General features: G+C 46.7%; 23 protein-coding genes. 5 read left to right on the top strand and 18 right to left on the bottom strand.

Translation table 11 applies throughout. The features are described from left to right. Positions 1 to 81 precede the first annotated feature (81 nt). From NLX74_RS08800 to NLX74_RS08790, 3 genes are all read right to left on the bottom strand, one after another. Positions 82 to 1,314 carry a putative amidoligase domain-containing protein gene (locus NLX74_RS08800; RefSeq protein WP_254328465.1) on the bottom strand — a complete coding sequence of 411 codons (1,233 nt, stop codon included), beginning with the start codon at positions 1,312 to 1,314 and terminating at the stop codon, positions 82 to 84. Between the two features lie 124 nt (positions 1,315 to 1,438). Beyond that, positions 1,439 to 1,996 carry an outer spore coat protein CotE gene (locus tag NLX74_RS08795; protein ID WP_061831597.1) on the bottom strand — a complete coding sequence of 186 codons (558 nt, stop codon included), beginning with the start codon at positions 1,994 to 1,996 and terminating at the stop codon, positions 1,439 to 1,441. 126 nt (positions 1,997 to 2,122) lie between these two features. Beyond that, complete coding sequence (locus NLX74_RS08790; RefSeq protein ID WP_028540705.1) at positions 2,123 to 3,019, bottom strand: LysR family transcriptional regulator; 897 nt, start codon at positions 3,017 to 3,019, stop codon at positions 2,123 to 2,125. A 115-nt stretch (positions 3,020 to 3,134) separates the two neighbouring features. Between NLX74_RS08790 and NLX74_RS08785 the strand changes: the two genes are divergently transcribed. After that, positions 3,135 to 4,451 (top strand): amino acid permease, encoded by a 1,317-nt coding sequence (locus tag NLX74_RS08785; RefSeq protein WP_254328464.1) that lies wholly within the window; start codon positions 3,135 to 3,137, stop codon positions 4,449 to 4,451. 21 nt (positions 4,452 to 4,472) lie between these two features. Here the strand turns inward: NLX74_RS08785 and NLX74_RS08780 are convergent, their stop codons facing one another. The 5 genes from NLX74_RS08780 to NLX74_RS08760 all read right to left on the bottom strand — a co-directional run bounded on the left by NLX74_RS08780 (position 4,473) and on the right by NLX74_RS08760 (position 9,970). Then, entirely contained in the window at positions 4,473 to 5,429 is a 957-nt protein-coding gene (locus NLX74_RS08780; protein WP_254328463.1) for an aromatic acid exporter family protein, read from the bottom strand. A gap of 153 nt (positions 5,430 to 5,582) precedes the next feature. Next, on the bottom strand, positions 5,583 to 6,416 hold the full coding sequence (locus NLX74_RS08775; protein ID WP_013310592.1) for an ABC transporter permease: 834 nt from the start codon (positions 6,414 to 6,416) through the stop codon (positions 5,583 to 5,585). 8 nt (positions 6,417 to 6,424) lie between these two features. Further along, positions 6,425 to 7,237, bottom strand: coding sequence for an ABC transporter ATP-binding protein (locus tag NLX74_RS08770; RefSeq protein ID WP_254328462.1), 813 nt, complete (start codon positions 7,235 to 7,237; stop codon positions 6,425 to 6,427). Next, positions 7,234 to 8,325 carry an ABC transporter substrate-binding protein gene (locus NLX74_RS08765; protein WP_254328461.1) on the bottom strand — a complete coding sequence of 364 codons (1,092 nt, stop codon included), beginning with the start codon at positions 8,323 to 8,325 and terminating at the stop codon, positions 7,234 to 7,236. Before NLX74_RS08765 ends, NLX74_RS08770 begins: the two co-directional genes overlap by 4 nt. Before the next feature lie 127 nt (positions 8,326 to 8,452). Then, entirely contained in the window at positions 8,453 to 9,970 is a 1,518-nt protein-coding gene (locus tag NLX74_RS08760) for a carboxypeptidase M32 (RefSeq protein ID WP_254328460.1), read from the bottom strand. A 173-nt stretch (positions 9,971 to 10,143) separates the two neighbouring features. On the opposite strand from NLX74_RS08760, the gene NLX74_RS08755 reads away from it, so the two are divergent. From NLX74_RS08755 to NLX74_RS08740, 4 genes are all read left to right on the top strand, one after another. Then, the gene (locus NLX74_RS08755) at positions 10,144 to 10,707 is read left to right on the top strand and encodes a beta-class carbonic anhydrase (protein ID WP_254328459.1); all 564 of its coding nucleotides are present in this window, start codon (positions 10,144 to 10,146) and stop codon (positions 10,705 to 10,707) included. Between the two features lie 251 nt (positions 10,708 to 10,958). Continuing rightward, positions 10,959 to 11,531 carry a PadR family transcriptional regulator gene (locus NLX74_RS08750; RefSeq protein WP_235309644.1) on the top strand — a complete coding sequence of 191 codons (573 nt, stop codon included), beginning with the start codon at positions 10,959 to 10,961 and terminating at the stop codon, positions 11,529 to 11,531. A 153-nt stretch (positions 11,532 to 11,684) separates the two neighbouring features. Then, a complete protein-coding gene (locus NLX74_RS08745; RefSeq protein WP_254328458.1) occupies positions 11,685 to 12,140 on the top strand; it encodes a hypothetical protein in 456 nt (151 codons plus the stop codon). Positions 12,141 to 12,143: 3 nt separating this feature from the next. Continuing rightward, positions 12,144 to 12,422, top strand: a complete 279-nt coding sequence (locus tag NLX74_RS08740) for a YxcD family protein (RefSeq protein ID WP_013310599.1) — start codon at positions 12,144 to 12,146, stop codon at positions 12,420 to 12,422. Positions 12,423 to 12,567: 145 nt separating this feature from the next. Here NLX74_RS08740 and NLX74_RS08735 read toward each other — a convergent pair whose 3' ends face one another. The 10 genes from NLX74_RS08735 to NLX74_RS08690 all read right to left on the bottom strand — a co-directional run bounded on the left by NLX74_RS08735 (position 12,568) and on the right by NLX74_RS08690 (position 23,596). Then, positions 12,568 to 13,482 (bottom strand): STM4011 family radical SAM protein, encoded by a 915-nt coding sequence (locus NLX74_RS08735; RefSeq protein WP_254328457.1) that lies wholly within the window; start codon positions 13,480 to 13,482, stop codon positions 12,568 to 12,570. Beyond that, positions 13,479 to 14,897, bottom strand: a complete 1,419-nt coding sequence (locus tag NLX74_RS08730) for an STM4012 family radical SAM protein (RefSeq protein WP_254328456.1) — start codon at positions 14,895 to 14,897, stop codon at positions 13,479 to 13,481. Before NLX74_RS08730 ends, NLX74_RS08735 begins: the two co-directional genes overlap by 4 nt. A 69-nt stretch (positions 14,898 to 14,966) precedes the next feature. Continuing rightward, positions 14,967 to 15,749, bottom strand: a complete 783-nt coding sequence (locus NLX74_RS08725) for an STM4013/SEN3800 family hydrolase (RefSeq protein ID WP_069289766.1) — start codon at positions 15,747 to 15,749, stop codon at positions 14,967 to 14,969. Then, positions 15,742 to 17,082 (bottom strand): STM4014 family protein, encoded by a 1,341-nt coding sequence (locus NLX74_RS08720; protein WP_254328455.1) that lies wholly within the window; start codon positions 17,080 to 17,082, stop codon positions 15,742 to 15,744. The genes NLX74_RS08725 and NLX74_RS08720 overlap by 8 nt, the downstream gene beginning before the upstream one ends. A 65-nt stretch (positions 17,083 to 17,147) precedes the next feature. After that, the gene (locus tag NLX74_RS08715) at positions 17,148 to 17,990 is read right to left on the bottom strand and encodes an STM4015 family protein (protein WP_254328454.1); all 843 of its coding nucleotides are present in this window, start codon (positions 17,988 to 17,990) and stop codon (positions 17,148 to 17,150) included. Between the two features lie 235 nt (positions 17,991 to 18,225). Next, positions 18,226 to 19,692 carry an efflux RND transporter periplasmic adaptor subunit gene (locus NLX74_RS08710; protein ID WP_069289769.1) on the bottom strand — a complete coding sequence of 489 codons (1,467 nt, stop codon included), beginning with the start codon at positions 19,690 to 19,692 and terminating at the stop codon, positions 18,226 to 18,228. 69 nt (positions 19,693 to 19,761) lie between these two features. Beyond that, a complete protein-coding gene (locus NLX74_RS08705) occupies positions 19,762 to 21,279 on the bottom strand; it encodes a DHA2 family efflux MFS transporter permease subunit (RefSeq protein WP_235309639.1) in 1,518 nt (505 codons plus the stop codon). Positions 21,280 to 21,294: 15 nt separating this feature from the next. Next, positions 21,295 to 21,948: an HlyD family secretion protein gene (locus NLX74_RS08700; RefSeq protein WP_061831582.1), complete on the bottom strand. Its 654-nt coding sequence runs from the start codon at positions 21,946 to 21,948 to the stop codon at positions 21,295 to 21,297. Positions 21,949 to 22,304: 356 nt separating this feature from the next. Then, entirely contained in the window at positions 22,305 to 23,117 is an 813-nt protein-coding gene (locus NLX74_RS08695) for a hypothetical protein (protein ID WP_254328453.1), read from the bottom strand. A 20-nt stretch (positions 23,118 to 23,137) separates the two neighbouring features. Continuing rightward, positions 23,138 to 23,596, bottom strand: coding sequence for a flavodoxin (locus NLX74_RS08690; protein ID WP_069289771.1), 459 nt, complete (start codon positions 23,594 to 23,596; stop codon positions 23,138 to 23,140). Positions 23,597 to 23,906 lie beyond the last annotated feature (310 nt).

Below are 23,906 nucleotides of genomic sequence, written 5' to 3'. Positions count from 1 at the left end.
GTTTAAACTTATAATTATCTCTTATTATATCAAAAATGACAGTCGATAACATGAAACCGTTTCTGGTGTCGACACTTGATTTTACGTAAGCTTCCAATACGGGCGCAAATCCCGTGATTCATCCCACTGTTTCCCCTTACGGAGGCTGTCCAGCAATGGTTCTACATAAGCTTCATATTGCGAGTATATTTCCAGTGAAACCATATCCAAAATAAGAGGTTCCACATACTCCCTAAGCACAAATTGATTTCCTTCATAAAAGGCTCTGTGAGCCTCCTCCTGACCCAGCGGCCTACGTTGCAAACGCGGATATTGAGAAGCAATGAGAAACGCCATTCCAATCACACCTTTCGCCAGCTGTGGCGAAATAAGAAAACTGGGCAGTGTACGATATTCAAAACCTCCGTACGACTGACGGCGAAAATCACCCAAATTGCCATAATGCGGTCTGCGCCGGGCCGCACGCTTGTCTTCCAGTAGCGCCAAAGGCAGTGCCAAATAGTTATCCAGTGCCCGGAGCAAGGCACCGTTTAGCGAAACCCCGCTAAAATGCAGATGTCCGCCCAGCGGAAAACCCGGTTGCGGCATCCCCCCCGCCTGCCAGATGAGTGTGCGGTCAGCAATGCGCCGGGCTGCGTTTGCAAAAGCTAGACGCAGATGCTTCAGCAGACGGGCCGGATCTCCACTTGGCGCAGGACGAAGCTCAGCGACTGGATACAGTGTTCGTCCCCGGCGGGTAACAGCATCGCAGCCGGCTATGCCGAGACGCCCCAAATATCTTGAGGCCGGAACGACCCGCCCCTCTGGCATACGAACCAGTAGAAATTCGGGGTCCATTCCGATGAGTAGTCGATCTCTCCCTCGTTCCACTGAAAGATTCTCACCCTCAATATCCCCTTCACGCGCAGCAATTTCATATAGCGTGGCCAAACGTCTATCGTTCAGCCATGGCTGTGCCAAGACTTCGCGCACCTGACAGTTGTGCTCCCCCAGCGGCGTCAGTACCACCTCACCACTGTCCAAACCCAGTGTGTACAACGCACGTACAGCCAGCCGCTCCATCCGGACATAGAGCGGTGAATGTTGATCCAGTTCAGACAGATCGTATGCGCGGACTTTGGAAGGGCCTTCGATGGCACGTCTACGAATTTCCAACACTCGCAGTTGATGGATTTGCACCGCGTAGCCTATCGCAAAATCTGCAAGGCTGCTATCCATCCACTGAACCGCTATGCCTGAACGCTCCAGTCTACGCTTTTTTTCATCATTTGGCATCTGTCTGAAGCGTATGAGCGCCTGTCCCGGCTGCTGCATCGTATTCCCCCCTACGGACTACGTACGGATTTCAACCCACAACAACAAAAAAGGAGGGCCTTTGCCCCCTGCGCAGAATCAGCCGGCGCAAAGAGTAAAGCGGCCCTCTTTTTGGTTACTTCTGTCAGAGCTCGTCGTCAATGAGGTCGGGGTCGAGCTCCTCATAGTCCCCCTCTTCCGCTCCAAAATCAAAGTCTTTTTCAAAATCATCGCTGCTACCATTCGGGAATACTTCTACAACAATCTTCGTTTCCGCCACCAGCTCCACCGCAAATTCCCGCTCGACCCGGATCATTACGCTGCCACCTCCAGAAGACACACTGGCCTCGACACAACTCGGCTCCTGTGTAGCTTCGGCGGATACTTCCACTGTAGACGCCCGGTGCTTCGGATCAAGATACGAGAGCGGCACATTTTCTACGTACGACACCGTTTCCTTGGCCACATCGGTCTGCGAGTTTTTATCGTATGAATACCAAATATTGATATCATACGTCCCGACGACCTCAATGCCGTCCCCCGCCGCCACAGCTTCATACTGGTGGTTAATAATCCATGCCCCTAAAATGCTCGTCGGATTATTCGGCGGAGTTACGGTATGGGTTACGGTAGAGAATCTGCGACCTTTACCACAGATCGCTTTGGTAATAATCTCTCTACGATTTTTATGACTTAATGCCATTCTTGAACCTCCTCCATACAATCAATCATTCCATACATATGTATGCAGGTTGTGGGCGAATGTTGAGTGAATAGGCGAAAAGGAAAAAATATTATTTGTATAAGCATATGCCGCGATGGCTTGAACTCATGCACGCCAATGTGTTACATGCTGCTCAACGATCTGTAAAAATTCGCTAAGAGCCGGAGATTTCCACTTTTTCGTGTGATAAGCGACCTGAGTAGCCACCTGCTGTTCACTGTCATCCCAGGCTAAACGCGCCATTTTACCTTCTCGCAGCTCATTTTGTACCGTTACCAGCGGAAGCAGCGCTATACCCAATCCAGCCATGACACACTGCTTGATGGCTTCAATACTCCAAAATTCCAGGCTAGGGTCTGAAAAAATTCCGTGTTTATTCAAATACTGCTCAAAAAGGATACGGTACGTACATCCTGCCTCCGTATGCAAAATGGTTTCGTCCTTCAAGTCGGCAGGCTCTACCCGGGTATAGGTAACCAGCGAATGCTTAAGTGGAGCAACCAAGGCCATCGGCTCATGAATAAGCGTGGTGACATTCAGTTCTCTATCCTCCGTCTCAGGCTGAAGCAAAAAAGCCAAATCCAACTCACCGGAACGGATCAAATCGCGTAATTCCCAGCATTCGCCGGGTTTAAGGACAATTTTAACCTTCGGATACCGTTCTCTGTACTCACGGATCAGACTTGGTAGACGAAAAGCGGCCAGAGACTCTGGTGCTCCTATTTTCAGCGTGCCCGCCAATTCTGTTTCTGAACGAAGTGCATCCTTAGCCATAGCATGCATCTTGGAAATTTCCTGCGCATAGGGCAGCAGACGTCGTCCGGCATCCGTCAGCATGATTTTTTTGCCAATGCGATCAAAAAGCGGCGTACCCAACTCTGTCTCTAGCGCTTGAATTTGAGCAGTGATACTCGACTGTGCATAATCCAGTATACGCGCTGCTCGCGTAAAACTGCCTGCCTCAACTACATTTAAAAAGGTAAACAAATGCCGCGATTCCATAATCCGCTCCTTCAATCGGTTTTTCCGATGCAAGCAATCGTTATATTCCGTTTTTCCGATAGATTGATTATCTGATAAGCTGGAGAAAATAACAAGAGAAAGAAGGCTTTTCTGCATGACAAATGAAAATAAACTTCAATCCACCATTGGTCTTCCACAGGCCATTGCACTCTATATCGGAGCTGTACTGGGTTCGGGGATATTGATTGTGCCTGGTCTTGCTGCCCAAATGGCGGGGCCGGCATCGCTGCTGGCATGGGGTTTTATGACCCTGCTCATCCTGCCAATGGCACTTTCCATGGGGCTTCTATCTGCCAAATTCCCGAATGCGGGAGGGGTATCGCACTTTGTCACGTTGGCCTTTTCCCCACGTGCCGGTGCTTATATCGGGTGGTTTTTTCTCATGTCGGTTCCGATCGGAGCACCTGTTGCCGCACTCACTGGAGCCGGCTATATGACCGCAGCCATGGGCTGGGGAGAGGAAAGCCGCATAATGTTAGCCGTTGCTATGCTGGCGGTGGGCCTGATCATCAACTGGATCGGCATGAAGGTCGCGGGACGTATTCAGATCGCAGTCGTCATAGCTATCGTTGCCGTCCTTATATTCGCCATTGCCGCAGCACTTCCTCAGATGAAAACAGTCCACTTCACCCCGTTTGTTCCACATGGCTGGCTCTCTATCGGTCAAGCCGCCGCGATTCTGTTTTGGTGCTTTATCGGTTGGGAGGCCGTGTCCCATATGTCAGAGGAATTCACCAATCCCCAGCGGGCGGCCGTTAGAGGTGTGACCATTGCAGCCGTCATTGTCGGTTTGCTTTATTTCTTAACTGCGCTGGCTACTGTGGGCACACAAAGTTACCTTGCAGTGGATTCGGATGCTTCGCTCGTATGGGTGATTAGTCGAGCTATCGGGCCATGGGGCGCGATAATTGCAGGCTTGACGGGTATCTTTATTTGTACCGCTACTATTATTGCTTATGTTGGTGCCGCTTCACGTGTCGCTTATGCTTTATCCCGGCAAGGACAGGCCTTTCGCTGGATGGGCAGGTTATCGCAACGTTTCCATACCCCTATCGGAGGCATTGCTTTTCTTAGCGTGTGCTTTGTGATCATTATGGTGTTGTACGGTAGTGGCGCTGTTTCACTCACTAAGCTGATTCAATTCCCGAACGCCACCTTTATTCTGACCTATCTCGGTGGTTGTGCAGCAGGAATTAAGCTTCTGCGTGGTAGTCGCTGGGGCGTAGCCATTAGCTGGATATCGTTCATCTCTACGGCTATCGTTTTCCCCTTTGTCGGATGGGCTATGCTGTACCCTTGCCTGATCACCGCTGTCTTATGGATCACAGACCGAATTCGGCACAAACGGACTTTGAATCTTCCGACTTCTACCATTACTGAACAAGAAAAGGCTACTGTCCGTCATGGATAGTAGCCGCTCAAGGCCTTTACTCTAATTTTTCACTGGGGTAGGGGCCTTGTCCTTTTTCGCAATTTTCAAATACTGATGAAGCTCATGTGTAAGCTGCAATAATGCCGAGCGAATCTCAAATTCCTCCCGGGTTGCGGGAAGCTCCATGGCTTTAAATTCTTCACGAACCTGCTCTAGCAGCTTCTCGGTCTGTCCCGTATAATGTCCAGCCAAAACGTCATTGCTAAGCTGGTCGAACAGCTCGGCCAGAAGCTTGGCCTGCGGCATATGCTGATACATTTGTGCGATCAACTGCATCATATTTTGGATCGAATCCAGCTGTTCTTTTCGCATATAAAAATACACATTCCAGCCCTCTTGGGGACGAAGCATCTGATTTTCCAAGGAACGCCCCGCCTCAGTAACCCCTTTGGCTATCACGCTGTTCGCTTCAATAACTTCCTTGCCATCCCATATGTATGCTGGACTACGTAGCGTATTGGCCATATTTCTGAATATAACAGAAAATGTCCGATCCACCTCCTGCCGAATTTGTTGCATTGTATTATCAGAACCCGGCATATAGGCTAAATTGACAATCATCGCGGAACCCAGTCCAATCACTAGCAGAGCTAGCTGGGTCAGCAGTACCTCCATATCAATCACGCCGCCGCTAAATACGCGAAAAACTACGACCGAACCGGTGACGATCCCTTCTTTAAATCCCACCCGTACAATGACTGGAAACGCCGTTAAAATATATAATGCCAGTACCCAATCATGGAATCCGAATACCACAAACAAAACACAAGCAAAAAGAAGCCCCACGACGGATGCAAAAAATCTCGCCGAAATGGTACGGAGACTTCTCTTGCGTGTGACATCCACCCCCAAAATCGCTAAAAGCCCTGCTGAGGTGGCTCCATGAATGCCAAAACCATCCGCAATAAGTACGGCCATTAATGCGGCAATAGCCGTTTTAATCGTACGAAAGCCCATGAAAAAATTCTGTCCTCTCTAGATGAAATCTGTTTCAGCATTTTGCATAATTCGAAATTTATGCATAATGTTCATTTTCATAAATTTTAAGTATTTTCATTTTTCATGGTACTTTATTTTCACGTTTTACACAAATGTTCAGAAATTTTATTATTACCGATGAGGACGACCAGAAAGCAGACGATGCTCCACATACACGACCGCCTGATACATCAGTGTAGCTACGACAGCAATGATCAACAGACTGGACATAACCAGCGTGAAATTGAACACCTGAAAACCATAGATAATCAAATAGCCTAAGCCGTTTTTAGCCACCAGAAATTCACCAACAATCACACCAACCCATGCCATACCGACATTCACTTTCAGCGTAGAGACGATTGCAGGAAAGGATGCAGGTAAAATCACCTTTTGAAACGTATCACGGCGTGATCCGCCAAACGTGCGAACCACTTTGATCAGATTCGAATCGACTTCCTGAAAGCTGTTGTATACGACTAGTGTCGTAATGATGACCGTAATGGAGAGGGTTGTCATTAGGATAGCAGTAAATCCCGCCCCAAACATGACGATAAAAATTGGACCTAGCGCCACCTTAGGCATACTGTTGAACACGACCATATAGGGATCAAGCACCCTCGACAAAAACGGTGACCACCAAATAAGTACAGCCAGCAACGTACCTAACAGTGTACCGAGTAAAAAACCCGCCATCGTCTCTCCCACGGTGACACCTACATGTCCCCATAATTCACCACTGACCGCATCCTTGCCGATCTGGGTAAAAATTTTGCTCGGATAGCTGAACAGTAGTACATCAATCCACTTCAAACGGCCTGCAATTTCCCATAGCACAAACAAAAGCAGTAAAATAGCTGTCTGCACACCTGTCACTAACCATCGTTGCGAACGCCTGCTGCGTAAATACGCCTGATGTAGTCCTTGAATCCAACGTTGCTCAAGCTGATCCGCTTCGTCCTTCATACGTTAACTCACTCCTTTGCTCCCGAAGCCTCCAGTTCACCCCATATTTCATGAAAAAGCTCATTAAAACCCGGCTGCTCGCGTGCATAAAAAGGCTGAGCTTCTCGGATGCAATCCGGAATCTCGAAGGTACGTCGGATATGACCCGGATTTCGACCCATCACTATAATCCGGTCACTGACCGCAATGGCCTCAGCCAAATCATGTGTGACTAAAATAGCCGTCTTCCTCCGCTCGCGCAAGGTTTCCGCAATCAGATCTTCCAGCTGTAGCTTGGTTTGATAATCCAGCGCGGAGAACGGCTCATCCAGCAGCAGCAGTCCCGGATTGGTCGCCAGCGTCCGTACCAGCGCCACGCGCTGGCGCATTCCCCCAGACAACTGGGATGGATGCAGATGCTCCTTCCCTCCCAGACCCATGCCTTCCAGTAACAGCCGTGTCCGCTCACGCGCAGCTTCATCTACTCTTTTGCCTAGTTCCAGACCCAACAATGCGTTATCCATTATCGTCCGCCACGGGAACAGATAATCCTGCTGCAACATGTAACCGACCTCTGGACTCGGACCACTTACCGGCTGACCTTGCAACATAACTTGGCCTGCCGCTGGACGCAGTAGCCCCGCGATCATGGACAGGATCGTCGTTTTGCCGCAGCCGCTTGGACCAACCAAGCTGACAAAATCCCCTGTCTCTACGGAAAAATCAATATTCTCAACCGCCAGCGAAGCTTCACGATCCGTTACATAGACATGCGTCACTTGCTCCAGTCTCACCATCGGGATGGTCGCGTCCAAAGTTAGGCCACTCCGTTCCTCCATCATGATGAACCTCCAGTACCGACACCTGCATCCGTAGATTCAGTTGTGCTCTTTTTCACAGGCGGTTCAGTATTCCCGGTAGAGCTTGACGAAATCGCTTGTTGTGCAAAGCTTGGGTTCACTAGCTTATCTAGTGCAACCGGACTTTTAAGCTCCCCTGCCGAGGTCATGACATCCTGTAAGTTCTTCCATTCCTTTTCCTCAATCATCGGGTTCAAAGCATAGGTACTCTGTTCCTTATATCGCTTGATACTACTCGTTAAAACAGCTAAATCTGTATCTTTAAAATAGGGCGTGATTGCTTCGGCAATCTGTTCAGGTGAATGCGTAGCAATCCACTGTTGTGCCCGATATACAGCATTTGTGAATTTCTGTGCAGCCTCGCTATTTGTGTTCAGGTAGCTTTGCTTAGCCATATATACTGTATACGGCAACTCGCCGCTCTCCACACCGATAGAGGCAACAACCCGCCCACGACCTTCCTTTTCAAAAATAGATGCCTGCGGTTCAAACAGCTGCACATAATCCCCTGTACCGGAGCCGAAAGCAGAGGCAACATTAGCAAAATCAATATTTTGAATCAGCTTCAGATCTTTGTGAGGATCAATGCCGTGTTTGCGAAGCGTAAATTCAAGTGACATTTGCGGCATTCCACCCTTGCGTTGCCCCAAAAAATTTTGTCCTCTCAGCTTTTCCCATTCAAAGCTATTCTGCGTTTGACGGGCAAACAAAAAGGTTCCATCCGTCTGTGTCAGTTGGGCAAAATTAATGATAGGGTCCTCTGCTCCTTGCTGATACACATAAATAGATGTTTCCGCGCCGATCAGCGCGATATCCGCCTGATTGGACAACAACGCCGTCATTGCCTTGTCACCCCCGGGAATCGTTGCCAGCTGGACATCCAGTCCCTCCTGAGCAAACATTCCCTGGCTCAAGGCTACATACTGCGGCGCATAAAAGACCGTACGGGCTACCTCGCCTAATCTGATCTCAATCGTCTGCTCCCCTCCTTTGGGGGTGCACCCACTGAGCAACAGTAATCCGAGTAGTGCCGCAGCCACCACAGCTTTGAAACGAGCGCCGTTTTTCATCCTTATTCCCTCCCCACCTTTTTACATCGGTTGACTTCATATATTGTTATGCCATTGTCGATATATTGGTTAATTGCAAAAAAAAAACCCACGTTCGCCCGGGAACGCGGGGTAGATGCTATATGATTTACAGCTTGTATATGGAGGTATATTTCTCTTCCAGATAGTCGGCCAGATAATCCGGGTTCAGATCCTCACCTGTAATGGCTACAATCAACTCGGACGGCGTCCGACTCTTGCCGTAACGGTAAATACGTTCGGTCAGCCATTGCTTGATCGGCTCAAGCTCTCCAGCAGCAATTAATTCATCCAGATTTGGCAACTCTTTGCGTAATGTCGCCAAAATTTGCGCTGCATACATATTGCCAAGTGAGTAGGAAGCAAAATAACCAAAATCACCGCCGGACCAGTGAACGTCTTGAAGTACGCCCAGTCCGTCATTCGGTGGAACAAGTCCCAAGTATTCCTTATATTTCGCATTCCACACCTCGGGGAGACGCTTCACATCCAGCTTTTCATTAAACAGCATTTTTTCAATTTCATAACGGATAATGATATGTAAATTATATGTTAGCTCATCCGCTTCAATACGAATCAGTGAATTTTCCACACGGTTGACTGCCCGGTAGAATTGCTCTGCCGTAACCTTTGCCAAACGATCAGGAAAATGCTTTTGCAAATCATCGTAATACCGATCCCAGAAAGCACGACTGCGTCCGATTTTATTCTCCCACAAGCGGGACTGGGATTCATGAATCCCCATAGAGGTTCCTCCAGACAGTAGTGATCCTGTCAGCTCTGGAGCAATATTTTGTTCGTACAGCGCATGACCTCCTTCATGCAAAGAACTGAAAATAGCACTGGTTACATCATCTTGCAGATAATGAGTTGTTATACGCACATCACCTGGATTTAATCCTGTTGCGAAAGGATGTACACTCTCATCCAAACGACCTGCGTCAAAGTCATACCCCATCTGTCCTAAAATGAATAGGCTGAACTTCTCCTGCTGCTTCACATCAAACACACCATCTAAAAAGCTCTTATCCGGCTGGTTCGATGAAGCCTGAATTTTAGACAATAGGGGTACAAGGCGCTTCTTGAGACGATCAAACACAGCATCCAGCTTTTCAACCGTCATCCCCGGCTCATATTGATCCAAAAGCGTGTCATACTCTGTATCCTTAACCCCCCAGTAGCCGATAAATTCACGCTTCATGTCTACGATTTTAGACAAGTACGGTTCAAATCCGGCAAAATCGCTATGTTCCTTTGCGTCCTCCCACTTGCTCTCTGCCTGTGCTGCAAGAATGCTATAATCCCGGTATCGGTCTGCCGGAACCGAACGATTCAGTTCATAATTTTTACGGCATTCCTCCACCAATCTGCGATCATTGTCCTCCAGTTGCTTCAGCTTGTCTTCTACGGCAAAAAATTGCAGCAATTGTCCCATTTCATCCGAGATCATCAGCTTGAACATTTCAGTGGACAGCATACCCAACGTCTCCGACCGAATATCAACGCCCTTGCGCGGAGCGCCAGTCCGTAAATCCCAGTGCAGCAGACCTACTGCTTCGCCATAACTACTAATTTTGTGTGCAAGCTCCTTTAAAGCCGTCAATTGATCCAACGTCTGTTGCGTCATATTTGAGGTCACCTCTTTAACTTAAAATGGTTAAAACTTTACAATACCTATACTTGATGATACTTATATTAAAAAGTATAATCAACACACAACATGTACGACCAGCTCCTAAGACCTAAAACAAACGTTGGACTGTACATATCAAACTTTATTAGAATCTGGAGGGAACAATCGTGGATCACATCAAAGAAATTTTAGAGTACAATCGTGTTTTCGTAGAAAACAAAGAATACGAGGCCTATAGAACGGGCAAGTTCCCCAATAAAAAAATGGTCATTATCACCTGTATGGATACACGGCTAACGGAATTACTCCCAAAAGCTATGAACCTGCGCAACGGTGATGTGAAAATCATCAAAAATGCGGGTGCGATTATTTCACAGCCCTTTGGAAGCGTAATGCGCAGTGTGCTAGTCGCCCTGTATGAGCTGGGAGCAGACGAAGTCGTCGTTGTAGGCCATTATGAATGCGGTATGGCTGCATTAAATGCAGACCACATGGTCAATGAAATGCTCGATCGCGGAATTTCTCAGGAAGTGCTGAACACATTAGAAAATTCAGGCATTAAGCTAAATAAATGGTTAAGAGGTTTTGATAACATTGAAGAAGGGGTAAGAACTACCGTGAAGCTTATTAAGAATCACCCGCTTCTCCCCCCTAATGCCCCCGTTCACGGCATGGTTATTCATCCAGATACAGGAGCGTTAACGCTTGTCGTTGACGGGAATGAACAGTAAACAGGATACGCTTCGGCAGAAAGTTACCAGGGTAGTTTAAGCTCGTACATACGAGCCTAAACTACCCTTTTTTATGAAAAAAAGCGCATATACGTGGAGAATGACAGGAGCCAATTTTGGCTAACCTGTGAACGACCTGTCTGAAAGTTGTCAAACCATACAGTTTCAGTGTACACTTTTCATGAAGCTGCAGAATACCTGCCGCAGTGCTGTTACAACCGTTACTATGATGGATGAAGGAGATAAGATCTATGAATTTACTATCGTATGGTCTGTTGGGGCTTCTCGCAAGAGAGGAATCCTCCGGCTATGATCTGATGTTGCGTATTCAGCCTTTTTGGCAGGCTAAGCACAGTCAGATCTATCCGCTACTGGCCCGTATGGAGAGCAAGGAACTGCTAGCCTCTCGTTGGATTCAGCAGTCCGACAAGCCTGATAAGAAAATGTATACCATTACCGACAAGGGAATCCATATGCTTCAGCAATGGTCCCAGGAAGCGTTAGCTGCTCCGGTTACACGGGATGAATTAAGTCTTCGACTGTTCTGTCTTTGGTTGACGGACAAAAGTAGTGCCAATCGTATGCTGGAGGAACGCAAACGTCATTTTATTCAGAAAATCCAGCATCTTGAGGATATTTTGAACGACATTCCAGCAGAGAATTTACATTTTGGCAGTAAGACCTTTGGTGACTATATTTTAGTACAAAAAGGACTTTTGAATGCTAAAGCAGGTCTGGAATGGTGCCAAATGGTTCTGCGTATGCTGCTTGCCGGTGATGTCAGTACGGATACTAATCCGTTTTTACTTAAGCCGCAAAGCTGAATGCTTTTACCAATCCATGCATAGGATTTATGGGACGTTATTATTTAATTTTTAAAAATTAAAATTCTTTGAAACCCTTTTCCATGCCATTCGTATTACTGATTAGCGGTTGTTTGACCTATAAAAAAAATTTACTAAGGGGGATATATTTACATGAAAAAAACATTTACTTTGAAAAATATGATGATGCTGATGATGGCTTTTACCCTACTCATTGCTATGATCGCACCATCTACAGCTGATGCAAGGCGAGGCGGCGGGTTTAAATCCGGGCCTAAATCATACCAATCTACACCAAGCAAGACAAATGACAGCAGTGGCGTCAATAAGTCAGATAGCGGAACCAAGTCAGGAGCAACTGCTGGGAATACAAACAGAACTGGTGGATTCCTTGGCGGTGGCGGCGGATTCCTGAAAGGTATGATGCTGGGCGGTTTGGCAGGTATGCTCTTCGGCGGATTGTTCGGCAACATGGGCGCATTGGGTAGCTTGCTTGGTCTGGCCGTTAACGTTCTCGCCATTTACGTCCTGATCATGGCCGGAGTAGGTATCTACCGTGCTATTAAAAATCGTCGCAGACCAGATGATTCCCGCGGAGGACGTTACTAAGCTATGATTTTGAGTATGGATGAGATTGTCAACGCTATTTGCTTGCATATGGCTGAACGCAAAGGTGTCCAGCCCACTGATGTAACAGTAGAATTAAGCTGGGAAGAGGATACAGGTTATTCCGCAGAAGTCCATGTACAGGGCCGTAGTCAATATCTGGTGGAAGCCAACATGATTGAAGCAATTCTAAGATACCTGTATTCCGAATACAATATTCGTGCCTATCGCGAACAAATCAGATTGGATCTGGATGAAGAAATTACTGCTATTGTCCAAACTTGATTATTTCGCATAAGATCGTCGCACAAACTTATTATAAAACAGAAGAACCGACCTTTGCTTGATGGCAAGGGTCGGTTTTTTTGCTCGTTTTCTAATAGATCATTAAGGTTGCTATAGCATTACATTTAGACGCGGACGTACCTTGTTATATGGATTCATTTGCTCTATGAATAGCCTGTCTGCTAAATGATGGAGCCGGAGATAGCTGTACCTGCGGCACCCTTTCGAGTAAGCCACTACCGTACATTTCCCGAAACGGCTGCTCCTCCATATGAATATAGCCGATATAGCAGCCGCATTCTTTCATCCGGCACGGACGTTTGCCACTCAGACCCTCAAGACCATTCCTGTATAAGTGTCCTAGCACCCTTCGATCCTGATAGCAGTGTTTTACTCTTCCGTCACCCTGGACATAAAATACATCTTCACCAGCGCGACATGCCCGCCCCTGACTGCTATAATCCTTTAAATTCCATTGAAAATAGGGGTCTATCGCAGTTAATTCAGCAACCTCAGCATCTGTATAATAATGTGGACGATCCTTGTAGGCGTTGATCCACAAATAAACATCTCTTGGAAGTTTCGATCGCAAGGAATGAATAGCCGGAAATGCCTGTCTTAACCCGACGGTACCGACACTATAGGAAATGCCAAGTTCATATAGCTTCATAGCCTGCGATATAAAAACTTGCTCTTTTGTCTCTCCAGGGTGATATGTAGCCCACAGCGCAGCAGTCTCCGGGTTCAGTTCTTGCGTCCAATCCAGCTTAGTCGATAGATTCGTCTGTACCGCCACTTTTTCCACATGCGCCATGTGGGAAAACTCAATCATGGTCTTGCGATACCAGGAATGAATCAAGGCTTCTCCATACGGATTAAAAAAAATAGAGAGACGATGCCCCAGAGCGCCCTGTTCTCGTACCCAATCGGCAAAACGTTCCAACTGGGTCCGATCCTTGTTCAACGTTTCCCGACTATCAACGTTTTTACTGAACGGGCAGTATGGGCAGGTATAGTTGCACGAGGTCAACGAACCACGATAATATAAGGTCGCTCTCATGCGCCTACATATCCTTCCATGCGCTCACGTACTGATGTGGAGATCATCCAGTCCCCAATCGCATCGGAATAGGCCATTCCTTCCTCTGTAAGTTGCAGCCTACCCTCCTCGACGACAGCCATACCGGATTCCAGCAGCAATGACATTCCCGTAAAATCGTCCGATAGGGATACATCGAAGCGCTCTGCATAGGCCGATAGCTCCAAACCTTCCCGATGAAGAAGCGCCTTTAAGATAAAGCGTCGCTTACTCTCATCCACATTTAAAATAAAGCCGTAGTCAGCCAGATCATGACGTTCCGCAGCAACATAATCTTCGATAATGCTACGCGTAGCTGCTGCACTAACACCGTACCGGCTGGCATAGTGAACATTACGTGTATAGGATCGCGCACCACATCCCAGACCAGCCATACCTTCCTCCTGACAACTGTAGGGCAAAAGCTCTTTGCTGGATAAACCATCATTTTTTGCAAAACGGCGCATGGAATATTGTACATATCCTGCCCGTTTGAGCCGTTCGCGCGCCACTTCATACAAGCTAAGACGAATATCATGATCCAGCCCGGTATAGCCTGGCTTTAAAATCGTATTTTCTCGAATATATAGCGGATAAAGAAAAATCTCTCCTGGCGAGTAAGACAGTGCTTCCTCTAAAGAATACAGCCAGGTTTCCACCGTTTGACCAGGCAGGCCATAGATCAGATCCACGTTCAGCAATGGAAAGTTGTATTCCACCAGCCGCTCAAGTGCTTCTCTAACAAGTTTGGGCTTCTGAGGTCGGTAAATGGCGGCACTTTCTGATTCCACAAAGCTCTGAATTCCCATGCTGACACGATCTGTCCCGCGGCGCTTGAGCACCTCCAACCTATCCTCAGTCACAGTATCGGGAGAGGTTTCCACCGAAATAGAAGCTCGTTTAGGGTCCAGTCCCATTATATTTTCCGCTATGTCAAACAAACGCTCCACCAAAGGAGTCTCCAGTAAGGTTGGTGTACCGCCGCCGATCGCAAAACGCGAAAAAGGCCGACGGCCCATAATGGGTGCCCATTGCTTGGCTTGTCTTTCTAGCGCATCCACATACTCCTTATGTACATCCAGACGCTTGTCCGGCAAAGTGAAGAGGTTACAAAATCCACAGCGAGCCGCGCAAAACGGAATATGCATATACAAAAAATAGCTTTCTAACTCCTCCTTCTCCCACAGCTCCTGCAATGAGAGCGGTGTATCAAACGAACGATAGGCCGTTTTATGCGGGTAAGAGTACAGATAGGAGCGGTAGGGAGCTTCACGGATCGTGCGTGCCCATTCAGCAGGAGTTTCAGGCCACTGAAACCTAGACGGTGCTAAGTTTGTGTCTATCTTCGGGGCTACCGCACCCGTTGGATGTGAGTGATTCAGATTCATGGCTTTCATTTCTGCTCCTTCCTCGCGCTGGATTGATTTCTTAATATTTTACTAGTGCAATCTATATTTCTATTTGCTTTATAATATAAATTCGCGGTAAGGCACATTCCAGACTACCTCATGTGCCAGACGATGTCCTTCATAGCCGTCTTCCCCATAAGCTGTACCATGATCGGAAAAAACCATGCAAAACGTCTTGCCCCGATTTCGTAAAGCATCAAACAAACGTCCAAGTTCACCATCCACATACCGCAAGGCTGCTCGTTGAGACTCCACTGAATCTTTAGCTGAGCCCTTCACAAAATAATGATTAGGCCCATGGATCGCTGATACATTCAGAAACAAAAACAAGCGCTGTGACGGGTCTGTATTCCCCAACAGTTTCAGAGCATGATTCACCTGATGCTCCGTCGAACGGGGGTTGGTAACGCCAAAGTTCATACGCCAGTAGCTTTCTTGGAAATACCCTGGCAGCACTTTGGCAAGCTTATTTTTCTTCGTGAAAAAAATAACGCCGCCGATACAGATGGTCCGATAACCTTCACCCTCTAGCCCGGACACAATATCCGGGGCATCGAACAGCCAGGTATGTGGATGCGTACGCAGTCCCGTATCCTTTGTGTGAAACAGACGGATATGTGAAGTCTTATCTGTATCCGCTGGAGTCGGCAAAAATCCGCCAAAAAAAGCATGATGTGCAGCATAGGTAAAGCTACCCGGTGTATGACGCTTTTCCCATGACCCGGAGCCGCACAAATTCGGACAGTTCTCTTCCTCCAGCTTTGCTACATCATAACGCAGAGTATCAAGCGTAATCATGACAATATCATGAGAGCCGACAATTTGGTTCATATCAATCATATCTGTCTTTCCTTTCCGTACCCACGCTCCTATTAGCGAGGTGCTGCATTTCCCATTCATACGGATTCCAACCCTGATGATCAACCCGATACAGCAAATCACCGAACGGATTAACATCCAATACAAAGGGACGACCGCCATGAGCCGGAACCAGCACATCCAGTCCAGCAACCATGGAGGCTGGAAAAACACTCATAGCGGCTTTCGCCGTAAGCTGGATCGATTCCACCGTATTCTGTGGTAATCCGGCTTCCTTCAGCGAGAGCCGCTCATTACGCAAATGCAAATTCGTAATGGGGCTGTGGCTCAAACGTAAAACCGCATGGCAAGCTTCTGATCCGCACACGAGTTGGCGGACATCATAAACACGCCCGTTCAGGGTCGCTTTGGGAATCCAGCGCTCTACATGTACCCCTTCCAGGCATAGCCAGTTAAGGATTGCATGAATGTCCTGCTTATCCGTATAACGACGCAGTCGTCCGGCATTATAATACACGCGCTGTCCGCGTATGATTTCCGTTCCAATCGTGGTCACCGCCAGTTCCGCGTGTGTATGGGGATGTACCTGATAGGCCATGACACCAGAAGCACCAGACCCACAAAATATTTTCACAAATACGCGGTGAAACCCGCTCTCCTTTATTGCCGCGTGCAGATCGACAACATCATGAAATGCACCACCTGAAGATGCAAGCACTGGCGGGACTCTTATATCTGCCTTGCCTAAATCGGCGCTACAACGCCGTTTGTCGAACATCACGGCCACTTCCGCCGGATCGTTCATCCAGTATGACGAGGGCCAGAGCAGAGCCACTTCATCCCGCAGCCAGGCCAGCAGACGGCAATAGCCCCGGAACCATTGTGCCGGGTGCCAAATACGACCGTGCTGCTCCTGCAGACGTCGCGCTTCTGCCGCCGATATACTTGTGCCTTGTGTCCATTCGGGCCATGGTAACAGAGAATCGTCTCCCTCACCATCCGAGGCGCCAAGAGCAATCAACTCACACTCTACCTCAAAGCTTTCGCCCGGTGCATCCAGACGAAGCAGCGGACCACTGTTCATCTGCCCCGCCAGTAACTGATCAATGCTCTCTTGCAGAAAGGAACTGCCATTCACGCTATCATGCGTAGCTCGCGCAACTATTCGCGCCATCAGCTCTCTCAGACCTTGTTTCTGCCGAATAGCTTCCAGCACATTCTTATAGGAAACCTCCAGAGCGGGTGGAAGCATTAATCTGCTTCGCGCCTCCTGCAGCCCGGTAGTTCGACGATTCCCCGGATTACCGAACAAGATAAACGGCTCGCTGACATTACAGTCTGACATCTTAACCATAGAGCCGCCTCACTTTAGATCATTTTAATTTTGAAAACAGTCCGTTTTAAGTCCATTTGTACAAATTACTCAGTCAGTGATGGATAACGCCAATCATCTTCCTCATCCGCTTCTTGTTGATCTTCCACGTTCACAGATAGACCCGAGTTTTTCCAACGTTGCATCATTTCACTAGACATATAATGATAGCTCAAATCCAGATGCTTCAGCCCTTTTATACTTTCACTAGCCAGCAGCGCTTCTGCACCTTTATCAGACAACGTACCTTGTGAGAGATCCAGCACTTCCAGTTGTCCAATCACAGGGGCATTAGCTGCTGCAATTGCAATTTCATCCTGTATTTCACTATCTTTCAGTCCCAAGTATGTAAGTTTGGGGAAAGGATTGCTATTCAAAAACGGCAAAACATCTTTCAGGTTACCGTCAAAACCATAGTTATCGACACCCAAATACAGTTCCAGCTTGCGCAGTTCAGGCAGTTCTGCATTGTGTATTTGCTGAAGAACGCTCACAGGCAGGCCGCCACAAATAATAACCAATTCCTGAAGGTTGTTATGACGAAGTGGTTCCAGACTCAGGTCCTGGCTTCCTTTGATATGAAAGGACTCCAACGCTGGAAACGCTTCTAATAACGGGGATAGATTCGTCTGGTTAATCCATGAAACCTCACACTCATCATATTCCATATCACCAATAAACAGCTTGCGTAACTTAGGGAAATGATCTTTAAGCTTCACTAACACTGGGATGAAATCATCTGGTGAGCTCTCATAGGCTCCACCCCAATCTCCAATGATCAGATCCGTAACTTCCGCGCTCTCCGGCTTGGCTGCCAGTTCCTCAAGCAATTTAGCCATCGTTTGGCCATTCTCATAAGCTTCAAAATCCACTACCAATTTTACTTCCATCTTACAATTCCTCCGATCATTTATCTGAGAATGTAATAAATCTTGAAAACTATCTATTTCCAATTTAGTCTATCCTATTCTACCAATGTTCGTCAAAAATAGTCCTATATCGACATCAATCCTATGTAAAATGTGCTCAATGAAATCAAAACAAGACAGCCCACTAAGCAGGCTGTCTTGCGCATATGTCTATAATAAACTTCTACTATTATATAGTAGTAATTCTAGAACCAAATTATTGGCTAATTGTAATCGGTGAGTTATCGGACAGCAATGCCAGATTATTCACGATCACATTCTCCTCATTGCTCAAGCCACTGGTAACGAGTGTTTGTGAACCTGCCGTCTGAACAGTCTTCACTTCCTTACGTTTCGCATGGTCTCCGTTTACAACATATACATATTCTTTACCTTGATCCTTTTGAACTGCCGCAGTAGGAACCACAATGCCTTCTTGTGCATTGGCAGCGACAAAGCTGATATCAGCCAACATGCCGGATTTCAATTTTGTGTCTGGATTCGCAACTGAGATTTTTACAGGATAGCCTTTTCCACTTGCATCCAACGGGCTTACATTCTTAACTGTACCTGTTGTTACAATGTTGGACGCTGCAACACGAACCTGTACCTTGTCACCTACTTTTACATTGTTTATCTGTTCCGCTGGAACATAGATTAATGTATTGACCGTACTCAGATTCGCAATGACCAGCGCAGGAGATTGAGCGGATACCATTTCGCCCACTTCTGCATTTTTCGTACCCACAATACCATTAATCGGTGATGTAACAACGGTGTCATCCAATGCATCCTGAGCAATGTTTACATTCAGCTGAGCCTGCTTAAGAGATTGTTGGCTGGACTCGATGACCGCAGTATTTTGAGATACTTTGAGTTGGTTTTGCGCATTGCTGTAACCACTATTGGCATTACTGTAGCTATTTTTTGCTGAATCATAGCTGTTGCGAGCTGTAGTCAAGGCCTTCTGCGCAGCTACCAACTGATCTTGTGCATTAGCCTGCGCATTTTGTGCATTATTGTAAGCCGCTTCCGCATTCACAACTGCTGTTTTGGCTTGTTCTAATTGTGCTTGAGTGCTCGCACCTGCATCGAATAGACTTTGTGTACGTGTTACATTCTTCTGTGCATCTGCCAAAGCTTGCTGCGTTTGTTTCACCGTATTGGCTGCCGAGGAGACACCATGTGTTGCTTGTTCTACGGCTGTAGTGGCTTGATTAATAGCCCCCTGTGCCTGATTGATTGCGCTTTGGGATTGAATCACGCCGCTCTTGGACTGCACTAAGCCCGAGTTTGCTTGAACCATCGTAGATTCGTGGGATGCTTGAGCGGTACTTACTCCGGCTGCTGCCGCAGCTGCTGCGGCGCGAGCTTTCGCAACATTATTCCGCATGTCTTTATCATCAAGCTTGAACAGTACTTGACCCTTTTTAACCTCGGAGCCAATATCCACAGGCAGTTCAACCACTTTACCGCCCACTTTAGGCACAATGTTCACCGTCTCCGAAGGTGTTACCGTTCCTGTATAAATATTTCCCTGTCCGATGATGCCTTGCTGTGCTTGGCTGATTTTAACCGGAACGACCATGTCCTGAGCCGCCCCGCTATTACTGGAGCAGCCTGCCAGCACTGCGCCGCCGAGCACTAAAGCCGCTAATGTACTTTCTACTCTCAATATTTTCATGATAATTCCCTTTCTTTCTGTCCGTGGAAATAATGTAAGTCATCCAGTCGATATTTTGTACTTCACTTATTAAGCTTCCGGCTGTGTCTTTGCTTTCTTCCTCTGAATAAACAAAAAGATGAGTGGAATTGTGCAAAACAGCGGTATGGATGAAATGAGGAACGTATCCCCAATTCCTCTTGATGTAGCATCCAGTGTAATTAAACTACTTATGGATGACATCCATGAGCTGCCCAATGTCGCTTGAAGCGCATGAGCCGAGTCTGGTGTAATGGACTCCGAAATTTGCTGGGCATGAGCAGCCGAACGGCTTTGCATAATGGCGGTTAACACCGCAATCGCCATAGATGCAGCCACAGTACGTACCAGATTGGACGCTGTAGACGCATTGGCTACCTTGCTCGGATGAACGGCATTCATGCCGACCGTGGACAATGGCATCATACAAATACCAATTCCCAGACCCCGTAATGCCATTACGGTTTCCAACCAGGCATGCGAAGTATCTGGCGTAAGCTGGTGAAGATGATAGGTCATAAAGCTGGTTAGCGTCAGGCCCACAAGTCCCAAAGGCACAATGCCGAACTTATCGAATAGCTTCCCGGCAATAGGCATCATAGCCGCCATGGCAATGGCCTGTGGAATGAGGATAATACCGGTATCAATCGGTGACACACGCTGGATATTTTGCAAAAACAACGGTGTTAGGAACGTTCCTCCGTACATCCCCATCATGACCAGACTAGAGGCAATTACACTAATCGTATACTTTGAATTCTTGAATAATGAGATTTCAATTACAGCATTATCCTTGCCGCTTTCTACATAGATCAGAAAAACAAGTGCCCAGAAAGCAATAAACAGCAGGGATACAATTCCAAAGGAAGTCCAGCCATCACGCTGGCCGTTTGTCAATGCGTACAAGAGTGTTCCGGCACAAGTTGCCGCCAGCAAAAAGCCCGGTAGATCAAACGGCTTCGGCTCTACTTTAGGCGGTTCTTTAATTAGAAGAATAACCATTAAAATTGCAAATAAAGCAACTGGCACACTGACAATAAACAAGAATCGCCAGTTAAACCACTCAATTAAATATCCGCTGAGCGTAGGCCCTACAGCCGGCGCTGCCATTGCGGCGATCCCCCATATACCAAGGGACATACCGATTTGTTCACGCGGCATAATTTTGTAAATAATCGTCATACTCAGCGGCATAATAACACCACCGCCCAGACCAGCCAGCACCCGTGCTGCGATCAGGGAAGAATCACTCCATGCAAAAATACATATTCCCGTTCCCAGCGAAAATACGCTGAGCGCAAGAATCAAAAACTTTTTGTATCCGAGGCGCTGCTCCATATATCCGGTAATCGGTACGATTACACCAGATGCAAGCGTGTAACCTGTAATAACCCACTGAATACGTGTCGTCGTAGATCCTAAATCTGTCGTCAATCTAGGAATGGCGACATTGATCAGACTGTTGTTCAGAATGGCGACAAAGGCGCCTAAAACGATAGCGAAAAAGGCAAGCCAGCGTTCTTTGGAAGAATCTGTCGAAGGAGCAGCAGCAATATCATTGGCAGCCACATGGACCCCTCCTTTTTAAGGTGTATGAATTTTTACTTCCACGTTCGTTCCAGGAATAAGTTTCAGATCCTTCGGCTTGTTCACAGCAATCTCTACAGGCACACGCTGAGTCACCTTGTTAAAGTTACCACTTGTGTTCACTGCAGGAACGAGTGAGAACACGGCGTTGGAGGCTTCGCCCACTTTACGAACTTTACCCTGAATCACCTGGTCACCTGCTGCATCAAGCGTAATATCAACAAGCTGTCCTGGTTTAATACGGTTAATATCAGTTTCTTCAATATTCGTAGATACGTACAAGCTGTTCATATCCACCATAGTTGCAACAGCACTACCCGGCGATCCGATTTCATGTTCTTTCGAATAAATCTTAATGACGGTTCCGTTGATCGGCGCGCGCAGTACGGACTTGCTGATCATGCTCGCATCCAGCCCCGATACATCCTGCTCGGCAATCGGTTCATTACGCTGAACAACATCTCCTTCTTCCACATCAATGTGGCTAATTTCTCCAGAGATTTGCGGCATTACCTTATATTGATCGGCTTGAATGCGCGCATCGTCACTTTTAACAAAGTGTGTTGCTTGATACCAATAATAGTAGCCAATAGCTCCACCGCTCAGAATGAGCAGTACAATGAGGATTGGCAATACAGTTTTCTTACTCACTTCTTCCACCCCTGTTGTCCAAAAAATTTTTATTATTCAACGCTAATATTTTAAAATTGAAATATTAGGCCATTAAACCAAATAGAGAACGTAAATAAACACATGGCAACATTCCATGCAAAAGACAGGACTATCTTATGTACATAGGACAACCTGATCCATGGTCCACAAACCGCCTTTTATATTTAAATATTTTCATATAACTATTGTACATTGAAATATTATAGATATATTTATCTATTCAGGCAACATAAATTTTCAGTTTTTTCATAATTTTTTTTCATAAAAAAGAACCTTGTTTCCAAGGTTCTTTCACGAAAAGGGATAGTTTACAATTAAAGGGTTACACAGTAACGTTAAGAGAAAGGCGCAGGTACAGCTGACCGTTGTTTGCAGTTTTTCGCCTCCTGCCCTTCCTTCGTGTTCTTATTCATTCTGTTTCCCTGAGAAACTTGCTCCCCTATGCACCCCCCGCAACGGCAGCGTTCTGCCGTCCCATGTACATCCTCTTTGGAATCCCGTAATAGCCGTACGTAATCCAGAGATTGCTGTAAAGAAGCAGGTCCCGGAATGAAGCGAACCTTTTTGCCTTCCAGCAGACAGTATACCTCAATAAGCTGAGGAAGAGCTCCAAATGCATAATAACAAAATACATTTGTCATATGTTGGAATGTACTGACAACGTTAGGATTATAGTCAACGATGTACTTTTGAATGAGCAGGGAATCTACTTCTGCTGATAGTTGCCAAGCAGCCTGAACAATAAGCGAAATATTGACCTCTAACTCAGGCACAGACGTACAAAATTGTTCATACAGCATCACAGGCACCATCAAGTCATTATTTAAGCCGCAAATTTTTGACAACTCACCTGACACTTTATTTTTGACATCCCAATAATGGAACAAAGATTCAAAGTTGTCTGACTGCTTGGGCCACCATTTCTCCAGCACATACTGGACAGGGACTTCCCGCCGTACCTTTACTTCCATTCCAAAGTATTCGTTGAGCGCATGCCCTACTGCATATTGAACCCGTTGCCGCCAATTCCAGCCCTCACGCCCTCTTTTCCTCTGTGATTGACGGATTGGCTGTGGAGTTCTCCACATCTCCTCTAGCTGATAGTCGTGCAGAAGAGGAAAGCCGCTTAAGCTATCGCTATTGCGCATACCTATCCCTCACTCTCTTCTCAGGACACTTCAATACCAGCCTGTGCAAATTGTCTTCCGTAAGCTCGGCAATTCTCCTTGTCATCATCCAATGGATTGAATTCAATCTTTAGACTCTCTTGAATGACCGATGCGCCGCGTTCTTTGACTTTTTCCTCTACCAAGTCCACTGCGCCACAGAATTGCGTATAAGATGTATCTCCACTGCCAAATACTGCGGTCTTTTTACCAGACAAATCAAGTTCGTCTAGTTCCTCGTAAAAATCCAAAAATTCATCAGGAAGCTCACCATCTCCCCATGTATATACACCCAGTAGGAACCCGTCATATGCGAGCAGTTCTTGCGCGCTGCAATCATACGAAGCCTTCAACTCCGCCTCATGCCCTGCCTGACGAACGCCCTCGGCGATCAATTCCGCAATTTCCTCTGTATTACCGGTCAAACTGGCATAAGCAATCATGATTTTACCCAAGTTCATCCCTCACCTTTATTTGAAATATGGGATGCTTTCATTCCCTGTTACTCAAATAATATTTGATAATGATTCTCATTGTCAAATATTAATTTCAAAAACTAGCTTTAATCTTGGGGAGATATACGCAAAACAGCCGCATTACATGCGACTGTTGGCTGATAAACTCTATGGATAAGCACATTAAATTAGAGCCTTGTTTAATTAAGGAGAATTTCAGCTGTGTTGATAAAAAATATTATGTACGTACAATTCAATCCATTTTTCATTATTATAATAAAAAAACGGATTGTTGTACGTACAAGTGGGATTGATT

This window comes from Paenibacillus sp. MZ03-122A (genome assembly GCF_024213325.1).
Taxonomy (GTDB): Bacteria; Bacillota; Bacilli; order Paenibacillales; family Paenibacillaceae; genus Paenibacillus; species Paenibacillus polymyxa_B.
This window is presented reverse-complemented; position numbering and strand designations above follow the sequence as displayed.